The 14,594-nt window shown below is 66.2% G+C and carries 7 protein-coding genes; 2 read left to right on the top strand and 5 right to left on the bottom strand.

The features are described from left to right. Positions 1-17 precede the first annotated feature (17 nt). Both BXA07_RS10375 and BXA07_RS10370 read left to right on the top strand, forming a co-directional pair. Complete coding sequence (locus BXA07_RS10375) at positions 18-677, top strand: hypothetical protein (RefSeq protein WP_076567864.1); 660 nt, start codon at positions 18-20, stop codon at positions 675-677. Positions 678-690: 13 nt separating this feature from the next. Next, entirely contained in the window at positions 691-1,614 is a 924-nt protein-coding gene (locus tag BXA07_RS10370; protein ID WP_076567863.1) for an Lcl C-terminal domain-containing protein, read from the top strand. Here the strand turns inward: BXA07_RS10370 and BXA07_RS10365 are convergent. The 5 genes from BXA07_RS10365 to BXA07_RS10345 are packed head-to-tail and all read right to left on the bottom strand — an operon-like array spanning position 1,611 to position 14,593. After that, positions 1,611-5,381 (bottom strand): DUF2357 domain-containing protein, encoded by a 3,771-nt coding sequence (locus tag BXA07_RS10365; protein WP_076567862.1) that lies wholly within the window; start codon positions 5,379-5,381, stop codon positions 1,611-1,613. The genes BXA07_RS10370 and BXA07_RS10365 overlap by 4 nt on opposite strands. Continuing rightward, positions 5,378-7,777, bottom strand: coding sequence for a chromosome partitioning protein ParA (locus tag BXA07_RS30790; RefSeq protein ID WP_170909640.1), 2,400 nt, complete (start codon positions 7,775-7,777; stop codon positions 5,378-5,380). Before BXA07_RS30790 ends, BXA07_RS10365 begins: the two co-directional genes overlap by 4 nt. 5 nt (positions 7,778-7,782) lie before the next feature. Beyond that, a complete protein-coding gene (locus BXA07_RS10355) occupies positions 7,783-9,888 on the bottom strand; it encodes a hypothetical protein (RefSeq protein WP_076567860.1) in 2,106 nt (701 codons plus the stop codon). Then, positions 9,885-13,163: a DEAD/DEAH box helicase gene (locus BXA07_RS10350; protein WP_076567859.1), complete on the bottom strand. Its 3,279-nt coding sequence runs from the start codon at positions 13,161-13,163 to the stop codon at positions 9,885-9,887. Before BXA07_RS10350 ends, BXA07_RS10355 begins: the two co-directional genes overlap by 4 nt. Beyond that, entirely contained in the window at positions 13,160-14,593 is a 1,434-nt protein-coding gene (locus BXA07_RS10345) for a lipopolysaccharide kinase InaA family protein (RefSeq protein WP_076567858.1), read from the bottom strand. Before BXA07_RS10345 ends, BXA07_RS10350 begins: the two co-directional genes overlap by 4 nt. Between the last annotated feature and the right edge of the window lies 1 nt (position 14,594).

Genomic DNA, 14,594 nt, shown 5'->3' with positions numbered 1-14,594 from the left:
CAATATCAAGGACAACCATGATTCTTTCCATCCTCGCCGCCGTCACTACGGTCGTTTCGGCCGTCTCCACCATCGGCCCGATGGTGGCCACCCTGTGCACCACGGTGGTACCGCGCATCCTGCCGATTCTGCGCACCGGGGTCGAAATCTGCAAAATCGTCGCCACGGTGGCGGAAGCGCTCGGCGTGGTCTACAAGGTCCTGCGCCCGGGCGAATCGGTGAGCGACATCGGTGACCGCGCGCTCCAGGCCGGCAAGGGCCCGGAAGCCTTCGAGAACTTCGACGCCTACATGCAGTCGCTGCGCGAGTTGAAGCTCGACCCGTCGAAATCCCAGGAGTACAATGCCGAATCCAAGCTCGTCGCCGGTCTCGGCGTGGTCGCCGGCGGCCTCGATGAGCGTTTCCGCGTCCGCAGTGGGACCATGGCGAACCTGTGGTCGCTGATCGCGGTTCCCGAGTACTTTACACAACAGCGGCTGGAAGCCATCATTGCCCGCACGCGCGAGATCGCGAACGTGGTCAAGTACTTCGACGGCACCCTGATGCCGGCCGACGCGATGCGCATGGAAAGCCTGCTGGTGCAGGTGGAAAAGGACGTCGATCCGCACAAGTCCGACGACGCCTGCCACGCTACCCTGAACGACGTGGCCGCCCGTATGCGCGCCTCAAGCCACTGACCTCGTGCCGCCCATGCCGAAGTATGTCTACAGCTGCCTGATCGCAGACAATATGGTGACGGTCGTGTGTCTGCGGCAGGGCCGCTGGCAACCGGAAGCGATCGCCGGCGAAATCACCACGTTAATCGAGGGCGTCCACACAGTCACCTCCGTGCTGGACGCCGTAAACGACCGGATCAACCTCCACAACAGGCTCGCCGACGTGCAGTTCTACCTAGTGTATGCGAGCGCAGCGGCCGCCCTGCTGCCAGATGCGATCAGGCGCCTCGCGGCCCTCGGCTGCACGCCTTCGGAGATACTGCGGCTCGAGCGCGTCGGCGCGCCGGACCTGAACTACTCTGCGAGCGACATCATGGAGAAACTGGTACCGGGCGCGGCGCCGCTGTCGGCCTCACGCCCTGCCGCTGCGGTGTCGACGGCCGCACCGGCGCCAGCACGGGCGGCGGCAGCGCCTTTACCTTCACCTTCACCCTCGCCGCTGCGAAAGTCGTCCGGGAAGGCGGGCGCGGCTCGCTTTTTCACGGTCGATCCCGGCGGCACCCATGCGGCGCTGATTTATGACGGCAATTCCGGGCTGCTGTGGTCGAGCAAGTCGGCCACGCCGGAGCCGATGCCGGTCTCGCAGGCCGCGGCCGTGGCCAGTCGCCTGCAGTTGGCCGGATTGACGCACTGGCGCGTCCCGGAGCGCCACGAGCTGACCGCCTTCACGGCGGCGCCGCAACCGCTGCTCAGCAAGAACGGCAAGAACCTGCTAGAGCGCTGGAACTGGCTGTGCGTCGAAGGTCGCCTCGACGTCGTCAAACAGCGGCTGGCGCCGGAGTCCGACGCAAACGGCTACCTGTTGCCGGTGATTGACATGGTCCGCGGCAAATCGGTCCAGGAGTTCACCGAAATGGCCCGCGCCCGCGGTTGGCAACTGGCTCCCTGGTCCGCCTAGTCCTCGTCGACCACGCCGGTGATGCGGATCTGGCCGATGCCGGATTCGCCGAGCAGATACAGGTTGGCGAGGTACAGGAGGTCGGGAGTCGCATCCAGCATCGCCGGCTTATGCGATTCGAATGCTATGCGTGGACGCAGCCGGGTGTCCGGCTGGCAGACATACGGCTCCATTCGCTCCAGCACGCCCGCCAATTCCGACACCGCTGGCGCCCCGACCGCCAGCATCCTGGCGATCGCTGTCTGCGCCGAAGCGCGGGTGCGCAACAGCGCCAGCAGCACTTCCAGGCAGTCGCGCAGCTCGTTGCCCAAGTCGACCGATACGCCACCTCTGGCGCCGATCTTGTGACCTACCATGTGCAGGCGCCTGCCGAGGGCAGCTATCGTCAGTCGTAACTGGTCGGCATCGAAAACCTCCAGCAATTCCGGATTGCGCCACAGTGCGACGCCGAGCATGTCGACGACGACCGCCTGCGTTGCCGACTCACCCACTTCGAGCACCGTCATGATCTGGCCCAGCAATTCCGGTTGCTTGTCGGGGTGTCCCAGCAGGCAGGCAAGCGACAGGCGAGTACGCCCCAGCATCTGCTTGTCCTGCAGGCTGCGCTCCACCTGCTTGCGCACGGTCGCCTCGGCCTCGGGTGGCATGTCGGCACGCAGGCTGCACATCAGGAACATGAATTCCGCGGCAAGCTCGCGCAACTCCTCCCGGGCCACGCATTCGAGCCAGATCTCGTCGTTGAGCGGTGCCAGCACTGGAATGCAGCTGCGCATCGCGTGGGAGAACGCGGCCGGACAGTCCGGATCGTCGATTGAGCGGCGGTCGGACCAGATGTCGAGCATTAGCCCGCGCAAGTCGCGGCGCATCCGGGTCACCAGCCTCTTCACCTCGTCCTTCTGGTATCCCTGCGCGCGTACCCTGACGAAAGCGTGGTAGACGGCCGAGAGGCGCTGGTCCAGCACCGCGAGGCCGAGGCTCTTCCATTGCTGCTGCAGCTCGGCCCAGGTGCGCACCGGCGGCGGCGCAGGCACGTGCGCGGCGAGCTCGTGCGCGTCCGCCGCAACCCAGGAAGCGCGCACCGACGCGAACCCGGCCTTGCCCGAGTCGCACGGAATAAAGCTCAATACATACGGGTCGTTGCTGCCGTAACTGAAGCTCAGGTGTAGCCTCGCCGGCACGTCGTGCTCCAGCGGGAAGACTGGCGACGTGATCCGCAGCCGGTAGCTGAGTACCTTGCCAGACTCGCTGAGAGAGCCCTGGCGCAGCGGTAGCTGCAGGACATTATGCCCGGCCGGCAAGGTGAACACCTCGTCTACCGGGATCACCTGCGCAATGCCGCGCCGCGGTTCGATCCTACTATCGCGGACCAAGTCGAAGCGCCGGTAGCGGCCATCCTCCGGGATCCGGATTGACAGGTCCGGCAAACGCTCGTACCACAGCGCCTCGGCGCCGGCGCGCTCCTGCCAGTCGAGCAGCTGGGCGGCGCCGCCGACCAAGCTGCGGGTCGGCCATGTCGGCCATTCCGCTTTTGCTAGCGCTTCGGCCACCGGGCGCATCAGGCTCTCGTCACCGCAGGCCAGCAGCACCGCGACGCAGCGGTTGCCGCGCTTGAAAGGGTCCTTCGCGCGTTTAAGCACATCTAGAAGCGCCTGCTGGACGCCGGCGGGCAGCGCCGGAGCAATGTGGTGGGCGTTGAACCAGCCCTTCGGTTCGACTTCCCAGGCTAGACCAAGGCTGCCGTCGGACTCCCGCCCCCCCATCCAAGCGCCCAGTTCGTCCGCCGCGGGACAACGCTGGCGCCGCAGCATCGCGACGGCCAGCGCTTCCAGTGACGCCTCGGCGCCGGCTTCGGTCACGGGCCGCTTTTCCCAGGCCATTCCCTGCGCTTCCGGCACGCTGGCCTCCAGCGCGGGCGCCGCATGCGCCTGCAACGGAGTGACCGTGACCGCATCGCCGACATTGTCCAGCACCAGCACGTAGTCGCCGGGATTTACGCTGGATCCTTCGCTGCCGCTGCTCAGCCAGTCGAACAGCGCCGCGACGCTGCGCGGCAGCGGCTCGGCCCGCGTAAAGCTGTTGTTCAGGCCGCGGCGCGCAGCGCCGAGTGCGAAATCGTCGATCGAGTCCGGCGTCAGGTAGGTCAACGGGACATCGCCAAAGAACTCCGCCAGGCGACTCGCGAATGCCAGCGCGGCCTCGTCCCTGCGTCCAACATCGGCGGTATCCCGACCCTGGATGACGTCCGTCATGCTCAACAAGGGCGTGCGCGCCCGGACGGTGACCGCGCTGGCCTCGCCCAAGTCGAGCGCCACCTCCCCCTGCGCGGTGTCCCAGTATTGCCGCAGCAGGCGGAATGGCAGTTCACCCGCGCGGGCCCCGGTCGCGTACGCGGGCCGCAGTCCGGTCAGGTCGACCACGGCCGGGATGTTAGGCGCCGGCCTGGACACGGTGCATGGCGCCGACGCGGGCGCGGGCAGTTGCAGGCGGACGCACAAGCGCTCCGCGATCCGGTCCGCTTCCTCCAAGGTAAAGCCGCTGATCCCGACCGTTTCGGCCCCCACCAAAACACCGGGCTTGCCCGACTGCGGGGCCGCCAGGCGTACCGCAATTGCCTGCTCGCCGAGCACTAGTTCGAAACCCACCGGCTCCAAGGGGCGCAGGACTAGCAGGCAGGGGCCCTCGTGGCGCTCGTCGAGGATCTCGATGGCGCGGGCCTTGCCGTCGGGACGCAGGATAAACTGCACCCGGGTCCCGCGACGCAGCTTCTGAAAATCGCCCGTATCACGCATTGCGCGATGATGGAAATACAGCCGAGCGGCACCGCTGCGGATGAAGCCGTAGCCGCCCTTCTCACCTTCTCCGAGGTGATCAACCAGTCCGGATTCGCGTGCGTCGAACGGCAGGCCGACAAGCACCGGGCCTCGTTCGACATCGATCGAAAAGGCCTCGCTGCCCAGGTAACATGGCTGTTCCGGAAAACTCACCTGCCCCGACAGGTGCAGGCGTCCCACCAGCTTCCATCGCAGTACGGTCAGCCAGTTAGCGTCCAGCTGGTCACCGTCGCGGAGCACCTGGGCGTCGAGGTGCTGCAGGCGCATCCAGCCATCCCAAACCTTGCGGTAGTGCCGGTCCTGCAACAGCACGTTATTCGGCGGTACATGGCTCCAGTCGCCGATGGCTTCGGCGACGTCGCGCAGCCAGTGGCGCAGGTCGGCCAGGAGTTCCTCTTCGGCGGCATTGCCAGGAAACGCGGCGCAGCGGGCCGATAGCAGGTGTTCGAGGCGCAGGCAGAAGGCGCGCAGCAGGCGGTTTTCTAGGGTATCCGGGGAACTCAGGCGTTGCACCGCCAGCATGCCGGCCTTACCCGCCAGCTTTTCGCGCACCGTGCGCCCGCTCTGGCGTCCTAGCCACGCGATGCTCCTGCTGTCGAGCTCGCGCGCCGCGTGGAGCGGCAGCATGGCATGACTACGCACGATGCGCTGGCGCGGCTGCGCCATCAGGTGCCGCAGTGCGCCCTCAACGTGGGTAAGGATGGCGCCCGGCTGGTCGGGCGGCGCGGCTTGCTGATCGGGGATATCCGCAGTGCGCCGGCACAGCGCCGACCAAGACTGCGGCAAGGGCAGGCCGGTGCGCGCATCAACCTCGGCCAGCCGGCCGAGCCAGGAGCGCAGCGCCACTTGGGCGCGCGCACGGCAGCCGGGCGCCCCTCCGGCGCCGATGCTGCGGTACAGCGCCTCGGCACCGGCAATGGGCAGGGCCGCGATCACTTCGGTTCGCCCGCGTTCAGGTAATCGGCGCTGCTCCACATGAACTGGCCATAGCCGATCCGGGTCGCACGGTCGAAGTCGTCCAGAATGCCGTAGCCGCCTTGGATGATTTCGATTCGGATCCGTTCCAGGCATTTGCTGCCACGCGTCTCGATGCCGCGCAGCTTCGGCATGACCTTGAGCACTAGCTGGTCTTCGAACGCCAGATGCATCTCGCGCTTCAGGGCGTGCTCGTCGTTAGTTTGCTGGGCCACTAACACGGCTGGATGATTGGCCATATAGTATTCGATCGACTGCCAGACCCTGTGGCCGAGGGCCCGTCCGACTTCGCCCAGTGCGTCGTTGATGCGTTGGGCCGTTTCCTTGAACGGTTGCACTTGGCCGTCGTCGAAACTGCTCTTGAGCTTGACCCACTTCTGCCAAGTGGCGGTACGCAGCAGCGGTGCCCCCTGCTTCGCAAGCGCCTTGAGTTCGGCACGCCGGCGAAACTCCGCCGGGCGCGGGAAATGCAGGATGAAGCCGCGGTCGATCACCTTGTCCGACAGCGCCTTGGTAGTTTCGTCCTGGTTCATGGTGCCGGTCCACAGCACGTTGCGGCCGAGCTGCAGCTGGTACGGATCGATACCCGCCCCCAGCTTGACTTCAAGCGGCAGGATCCTGTCGCGCTGCATCGAGCGCCGGTTTTCCAGGCGGCTGAGGAATTCGGCAAAGTACATCTCTACGTGGGCCAGGTTCATTTCGTCGAGCAGCACCAGGCTCATCGTATCACTCAGGCCCGGATAGTCATCCGCCGGATTTTCTTGCGCCTGCGCAAGCAAGCGCAGCAACGGCTGGGCATCGAAGCGGTTGTCGATCGAATTGAAGTAGCCCAGCAGCGACTCCTGGCTATCCCAGTTCGGCTGTACCGGAACGTTCAGGAAGTTGATACCACCAAAGTGCGCATACAGCCGCGGGAGTTCCGACTTACCGGTGCCGCTCGCGCCCGCCAGTACCGTGAGCGGCGAGAACTCGGCCGTCTTTAGCGATGTATGGAAAGCGTTGAGGATACGGCGGTCGAACACTAGGCCGTGCTCGGCGCACCGGCGCGAGATGTCTTCCAGCCAGCTCTGCTCATCGATCATCTCGTCCTGGCGGCGCGGCAGCACGTCCTTGAACTGCGGCAAAGGGCGGCGGATGTCGGCGATACGGGCTTCGCGCTCTTCAGGTGGCGCGAAGCCGGCACTAGCACGCCGCAGCATCTCGCCGAGCTTGCGGTTTTCGGCCTCCAGCACGTCCATCGTATCGTGTAACTGGCGGTTCTTCAGTTCCATGTTGCCAGCGCGATGGTCCAGCTGCGCCACCTGCAACTGGACCGGCCGCAGCGCGGCATTTTCTTCTTCGAGGCGGGCATTCTGTTCGGCCAGCGCCGCTTCGTGCCTGCGGCTACGTTCGAAGTCTTTCTGCACCTGTTCGCTCGGACGAAGCTGCAACTGATTCACCAGTTCCTCGTTGCGCTGGCGTAGTTCGACCAGCTGCTGCGACAGGATGCCGGGATCCTGGCCGCCGAGCTGGCGCGTCAGCGTGTCGTAGCGGCTGGTCTCCTTGCGGTAGCCGTCGATCAGCGACAGCAAGCGCCGGTTTTCGTCACGCGCGCTCGTGGCCTCGGCCTGCGCGCTGTCGATGCGGTCACGCGCCAGTCGCTCAATTCGGTCGGACAGTTCGGCCTGGCTCGCCGCCAGGCTTTCCAGTTCGGCGTTGAGCGTGATGCGCTCGCGGCGTAGTGTCTGCCGCTGCTGCTCGAGCGCGCTCCGGTCCGCGTCCAAGGCCTCCTGGCGTTGCGCCAGCAAGTCCCGTTCGGCCTGCATGCGCGCGCCCTGTTCGTCGCGCTGCTGCGCCATTTCCTGCTCGATCGCGGCGAAGCGTTCGCTGCGCGCGACCTCCACGTGGCGCTCCACCTCGGCCAGCAATTGTTGATGGCGCAGCGCCAGCGCATCTTGCTGCTGCGCACGCTGGACCGCGTAGCCCTCGTCGCGCTCCGCTTCGGCTCGCTTGACCTGTTCGTCGCGCTCTCCTAGGCCGCGCATGTGGTCGGCGAACTCGTGTTTGTCCTGCTGCAGGTGGGCCTCCGCGCGCTTGACTTCTTCGTCACGAGCGTCGGCGGCACGGATGCGCTCCAACTGCTTCGCAGCATCGGCCTTGATATCGCGCTCCCACTGCTCCAGCTCGCGCTCGCGCTCGGCCAGCTGCGCATCGGCCACGGGACCGATCCCTACATGTGGCGCCGGGATGGGCCGCATGACCGCATTGCCCGCAACCGGCCCGGCGGTGCCTCCACCGGGCGACATGCCATTCTCGTCGCGGATGGTCAGTGCCGCCGGCATGCCGACATTGCCTCGTTGCGGTTTGTGTTTCGCCATGGGGGTCAAATCTCCGTCAGGTAAGGAATGCTTTGGTAGACTAGTTCGCACAATTGCTCAATCTCGGCCCGCGTCACGGGCCGCGTTAAATAGCCATGGCCGCGCAATGCCGCGATGTCACCGGCCAGGGACAACAGTCGCGGCAGCTTGCGTGCCAGGTCGTTCAGGTAGGCCTCATCGGCCAATATCATCAGCGCCATCGCGCCGCTCTGCAGCGTCGCACCGCCGCCGCGCACGGCCGCCGCCAGGCGCCGCACCGCGACCCGCCGCAGGGTTTGCGGCAAGTCGCCCGAACACAGTTCGAAGCCTGCCGCACGCGCCTTCTCGAGTGCCAGCGCGCCCCAGTTGCCGCCGGACGGCGCCGGCGCCGCGTGCGCGCTCAGGCATTCTTCCAGCGCCAGTTGCAGCATCGCGGCCAGCGTATCGACGATGTTGGTGTAATCTGGCCCATCCAAGGCCTCGGCGGAGGGCAGATCCTGACCGGGTTCGCTTTCGCGCTGCAGTTCGAGATCGAGTTCGAGTTCGAGTTCGATGCAGAGCTTGCGCAAACCGTCCGGCAAATGATCGAGGGATGCCGGAGCAAGAGCAGCACCGGCCGCGATCCGCGCCTGCAGGCGGGCTTGGTGCCGCCATCCGGCGCGGTCGCCATCGGTGCCCGCAGCCGCTGCGGGCACCCCACTCCAACCCGGCAGCAGGCGGCTGAGAACGTCGCAGACCCGCGTATGATGCGCCTCGAGCACGTCCATGTGCATCGCACGCACGCTCTTGCCATGCGCTACCCTGTCGCGGTAACCCTTCAATTGCAGCAGGAATTCCAGCCAGTCCGGATGCGCTTCCGCGACCGCGCGGACCGGGTGACTGCCGTCGCGTTCGGCGCACGCCACACTAAAGGCCAACGCCAGCAACGGAGCCAGTTCCACGCCAGCGTTCCCGCGTTCCTGGAACTTGCCCGGCGCGACCTCCAGCAAGCGCCGTTCGCGCTCCTCGCCGCGCAAGCCAAGCTTCGAGGCATACGACCACAACAGCTCGCCGTTGGCGGCGAACGATTGGCTAGCCAGCAGTGCGCGCAATCCAGCGCTCGGCGGGCGTTCAATCACGACCGCATGCAGCGCCAGCTCGACCGCATCGTAGAGCGCGCGCAGGCACCATGCGGTCGCTCGCTCGGCGCCGGCCGCGCTTTCGCTGTCGAGCACATCTGCACGTGCCTTGCCCAAAGCCTCGTCGGCTTCCCTGATCTTGCCCGCCACAGCCGGATAGCGTCCGGCGGACCGCTTCGAGGCGCCGCCGCGCCGCCGCCCGGCGACGCTGGCGTCGGCCAACAGTGTTTCCGTAGTCCTGCGGATCGACGCGTGGCTGGTCCGGGCCTGATGGAACACTTCGCCAAGGGTTCCGCAGGTCCCGAAGCCGAAAGGATCCATAAGTAGGACGTCGTCATGGTTACCCGCCTGCAGCACAGCGGTGGTGGCGAGATAGACTTTGTCGACGCCATCCATAATCGCAATGACGTTTGCACCCGGTGCGGCTGGCGTGCGTCCCGAGTCCACGGCCGAACGGCGGCTGTCCTGGCGCATGCGTATACGTGCGACCGCATGGACTTCGCGCGGGGTCGGGGCCCGGTTGTGGAATTCGCGGCCATGCTCCAGCCGGGCCGCCCTGAAATTTCTGTCATCGAAACGGAACTTCGCGCCGTCGGAATCCAGGCACTCAGCGTACTCCGGCGTGCCGTACGACATGCACGGCAGCAGGCGCCCGCCGATCAGGTCGACGAACACCCGCACGCTTTCCCAGGATACCTCCGCAGCGCCAGACTGACTGCCGGAATCGCGCACAGGGCGGTGGCTGGCATCGAGCAGGCGCAGGCCGACCAGGCGGCGCAGGATGGCCGTGACCATCTCGGGTTCGAGGCAGGTAAGCTGAGCCAGCTCCGCAGCACCAGTGTAGCCGGCCCCGGCCAGCCGCAAAACCGTCTCTTCAAACACGTTCAGAGTCCGCTGCTGCCGTTTCGGCATAGCCACCGTAAACATGTGGCACGGCCACAGTAGCAACTGGCGCGCGGCTTCGTTGATGCCGCGCAGGTCGGGCGCGCTATACAGGATACGCGGCGCGCTCACAGCCACACTCCTTCCACCGTGCAAAGCCGACGTAGCGCGTGCAGCGCGGGCACCGCCTGTTCGGCCATTTCATGGTCGAGCAGGGCCGCATCGCCCGCCACCACCAGCAACCGCTTCTGGCGGCTCATGCCAACGCATTGCAGCGATTCGGTCTGCAGACGCCCGAACACGCCAGCGGCACTACGCTTTGCAGGCCCCCCGCGCTGCGGCGCCGGGCTGCGTACGATCGAAAGAAACACCACGTCGAACTCCATTCCCTGGAACGCATCGACTGTGCCTACCCGCAGGCGCTCCATATCACCGATCTTTTCCCGGTATGCGGGAGCTATCGCCCATTCGCCCGACGGCGTGCGCACGGCATAGTCCTTGCGCGCCAGGGCCTTGTAGATTTCGTCGACCTGGGCGCGGTAAAAGGTGATGATGCCGAAGCTCAGCTCGCGCCCCTCTTCGCTGCCTATCCAGGCATCCAGCTGTTCGACGATTCTCTGCGCCTCGATCTCGCGGTACCAACTAGACGGCGGCCGTTTGAGTTCCGGTCCCGCGCTCTGCGGCACGTTCAGCCAAGCTAGCGGTCGCCCGTCGGTGCCGTCCAGCTGGTGCCGGTACGGGGCGTCGTCCTCGGGCGAACCGAACCCTTCCTGGTGATCGTGGTAGAACTGGTGGCTGACGAACTCCCCCAGCATTGGATGCATGCGGTATTGACGGTCCAGGGTAACGGTCCGCGCGATGCCGTCGCGCCGTTCCATTTCGATGGCGCGTTCACGCAGGTACTGGAAGGCGCTTTGCTGCAGCACCGCCGTATTGCCTTCGCCGGCTTCCAGCTGGCGGATGATTTCTTCTTCCACGATATGGGGCAGCTGGCGATGGTCGCCCACCAGAATGATGCGCCGCAAGCCTTGCGCCATCGGGATCAGCAGGTCGCGCGGGCTGACCCGGGCCGCCTCGTCGATGATCACCGTGTCGTATTCGAGTGCTGCCTCCGCATTCACCATAGCACTCTTGGCGCGCCGGATCTCGCCGCGTTCGGCGCCCTGGCAGGTCGCCGCGAACACGAAACTGTAGTCGCCGAGCGCATCCGTCACGCCGGCCGGATTGCCTTCCAGTTCATGGACGAAATCCGCCAGGATTGCCGCCACCGGATCGTTGGCGGCCAGTTCATGGCGCTCCACCGCGCGCGACACCGCTGCCAGATGCGACAGCACGTCGTCGCGTGGCTTGTCGAAGCGGAACGGCGGCGGTTTGCAGTAACGCCCTAGCAGGCGCGCCCTCAGGTCCGCAAGCGCTTCCAGGAACGGCGGCGCCTCGGAGCCGGACCACCCCATGGCCTGCTCCAGCAGTGCGCGATCGGCGTCGTTCAGAGCCGCGCTGCAGTGCAGCTCGACGACGCCAGCGCCGAACGGTCCGTCGTCGGCGTACCCCGCCGCTGTGGTACGCAGCGCATACAGCGCGCGCACCACCTGCCCCCCCTGCTGGCCGTCCGCGTTCATCTGCTCCGTGATGTCCTGCAGCAGGTCGCGGTTGCACTCGGCGAGGTCGGCGTCGAGGACCTGGGGCGGCAGCAGCGCGAAATGGCGCAGTAGAGCAGCCCCCTGCGCGAGCGAGGGCGCGGCCATGTAGGCGCTAGCCTGCTGGCTCAGTTGCCGTTGCAGTTCCGACTCTCGGATGGCCGGATGGGCGGCGCGAACACGCGCGGCCAAGTCATCGGACCAGTTGCCCGTGCGCTCCGACGCGCCATCGTCATCGCCGCTCTTGATACCGAACTTGACGGCCGGACGGCCGTCGATCCGCAGCCGGCTGATCACGTTGTCGACCGCGTCGTGTTGGTGCGCGGTCACTAGGACTTCGCCCTTGCCGGTCCTGCGCTTGTCGCGCAATTCGTTTAGGCGCTCGATGATGGCGGTGATGACCGTGGTCTTGCCCGTGCCGGGCGGGCCCTGGATCACCATGATGTCGGGAGTATTCAGGGCCAGCTCGATCGCCAACTGCTGACGCTCGGTAGGCGGCTTGCGAAACACCTTGCGCAGCACGTTCGGGCTAAGCGGCTCGATCCGCGGCGGCCGTTCGGCGCGCGGCAGATCGCCGTCCTTTTCGATGATTAGCCCAAGCAGCGGATTGGCGGAGCGCCCCTCCAGGATGAGCTGGCGCGCGCGCATGCGCCGCGTGATCTGTTGCAGGTCGCCGCGCATCGACAGCACCAGGACGCTATCCTTCAGCGCAGCCTCGAAACGGACATCCAGCGTCAGACTGTGAGCATCGCTGTGCAGCACCTTGGCGGTGGCTACACGCGCATCGCCCTCTCCGCCGCCTTGCGCCACCTCGTCGCAATACGTATCCCAGTCGATGTCCAGGTCGAGCAGATAGGAGGGCGCCACGCGCACGATGTCGACGACGTCGATCGCGTTTGCCACGTTCTCGGGGATCCCTCCTTCGATGAAGAAGCGCGTACCCTGCCTGACTGGTTCCGTGTTCAGCGGCTGCAGGATGCCCACCGTGCGGGAACGCTGCAAGAGCATCGCACCTTCCAGGCTGCCGTACTCGTCCCAGGCGCGGAAATAGCTGCCGACTCCCTGGGTCAGCCGGCTCATGGCCGCCTGCGCCATCGGCCGCAACTGTCCGAGCCTGGTATGGTCGAGAAAGCGTACCTGCCCGCTGGCCAAGCGCAGCCCCTCGCTCTTGGCGACGCGCGCCTGCATCAGGCGCCGTGCCACGAACACCGGCCCGTCCTGATCGTGGCGTACGGCGACCTCGAGCTGGTATCCGTTGCCCAGCATGGTGAAGCCGCGCTCCAGTCCATTTTCGGTCTCACCCTCCCCGTCGGGCGCTGGCTGGACGAAAAAGTAGGAAGTTTCCTCGCGATCCGGCTGGTACACCATCCGCTCTTCGAGATTGCGCAGGATCTCCTCCGAACGCGTGCCGCGCACGCCATACCTAGTGCAGGCGTTGACGTCCTTGTCGTCGAACGCGACTTCGATCGATGCGAACTGTAGCGGGCCACCATGATAGAAGCGAACCGACAGCTGAAGCGACCGGTTCTTCACCATCATGACGCTAGCTAGATGCGCCGCGCCGGCGTACAGGTGCTGCTCCAGGCGGCTGCTCTCGCCCGGCTCTTGGAAGGTAAAGGTGGCGATCTTATCGCCTTGCGACAGCGTGATCATGCCCGCCCGCTTTCCCCTGCGCAGTTCCACCGCGCCCGGCGCGAGCGTGGAGTCATGGGCGCCCAATGCTCCCCAGTATTCGGCGCGGGACGGCGCCGTCAGGTCCTTGAATTTCATGCCGCCTCCATCAGTGCCAGCCGTATCAGCCGCGCCTGCGCGCCCGCAGCGAAAATCGTTACACCCATTGCCAGTTCCGCTGCGCTGAGGTGGAAGTTCTCCAGCCCTTCGAACTGGCCTTCCCGCACCCCAGCCCGGGCGATCTGGAGCGGCGGCCCGGAATCGCGGCCGCGCCGCAGGCGGTAGCCCCCTTCCTCCGCCTGCACCGACAGTACCGGCTCATCGTTTCCGGCTAGGCTGAACGGCATGAATACACGGCCCGGCAACTGCGCTGCGGCGTCGAGGCTGTCCAGCGCCATCAGAAATACCCAGCATGGTGCTGGCAGAACCTCGGGCCAGCGGTGACTGTCGATACGCAGCAGGCGCGGGCGCGCGGCGCTGCAATAAGGGCATTGCGCACGATCAAGGGCAAAGTACGACATGCCACACGAATTGCAATGCAAGCTGCAGTCGGCGGCCGCGGCAAGCGCCTCGGGCCAATGCAGCATGGCGGGACGGCGCCACGGGGTCGTGCGGCCGGAACCGAACGTTTCCTCGAACAGGTCGGCAAGTCGCGACGTGCAGGTAAGCTCCAGTGGCAGTCCCTCGTCGGTGCGGTTGCTGTTGTCGCCAGCATCATGAATCCACGGTAAGTGGCCGTGCATTGCCTGCTGCTGCGGGTCCGCCTCATCCCGGCTCCAGTCGCCGCCGGCCCGAACCAGTTCGCCGACGAACGGATGATTCAGGCAAAGAACACTGAAAGCGATGACTCCGAACGCGTGGCAATCGGTACGGAACGAGACGCCGCTGTCGCCCCGTGCCAGTTCCGGTGCGGCGAACCCTTCCGTGAAAAAGTCGTCGCCGACCTGCCCCTCGTAATGGACATTGTCGGCGTCGATCAACCACACCTGCGCGTCGGCTCCGACCCCAGTAACAAACACATTCGAGGTCGAGAGGTCGCCGTAGACCAGGCCCGCCGCGTGCAGCCGCGCCAGCACAGCGGCGCACTTGGCTAGCAGCAGCAAGCGGCCCTTGGTCGAGCCGGTTGACGCATAGTCAGCCAGTTGCGCCGCCGCGCGCACGTCGTGGCGGGCAACCTCGGCCAGCCACGACGGCAACTCGCCCGGCTCCTCGGAACAAGGACGCTCGAAGACATCCTTAAACGAGTGCATGGCATCGAGCAGTCGCATCACGTAACCGGCGCGGTCGCGCAGTGCCGCGACTGGGCGGGCCAGGGGCAAGTCCGCCGGCAACGGCAGGACGCGCAGGCGGCGCAAGCGCTCCAACGCAGCAACGCGCGCAACCGGGTCGGACAGAGGTTGGCCCGCGCGGTCGGTGACCAGCTTGACGGCAATGTCGCTGTCCCGGGTGCGCAGCACGATGCCCTGTCCGCCTTGGCCGATCACCCCGGCGCTGTAGTAAACATTCTCGAACTCGTCGACTAAGCGCATA

It is taken from the genome of Janthinobacterium sp. TND4EL3 (assembly GCF_900156175.1).
Classification (GTDB): domain Bacteria; phylum Pseudomonadota; class Gammaproteobacteria; order Burkholderiales; family Burkholderiaceae_D; genus Janthinobacterium.
This window is presented reverse-complemented; position numbering and strand designations above follow the sequence as displayed.

Coding starts and splice junctions, on each gene's coding strand:
- BXA07_RS10375 (WP_076567864.1), top strand. CDS start 18: ATGATTCTTTCCATCCTCGCCGCCGTCACTACGGTCGTTTCGGCCGTC.
- BXA07_RS10370 (WP_076567863.1), top strand. CDS start 691: ATGCCGAAGTATGTCTACAGCTGCCTGATCGCAGACAATATGGTGACG.
- BXA07_RS30790 (WP_170909640.1), bottom strand. CDS start 7,777: ATGGCGAAACACAAACCGCAACGAGGCAATGTCGGCATGCCGGCGGCA.
- BXA07_RS10350 (WP_076567859.1), bottom strand. CDS start 13,163: ATGAAATTCAAGGACCTGACGGCGCCGTCCCGCGCCGAATACTGGGGA.
- BXA07_RS10345 (WP_076567858.1), bottom strand. CDS start 14,593: ATGCGCTTAGTCGACGAGTTCGAGAATGTTTACTACAGCGCCGGGGTG.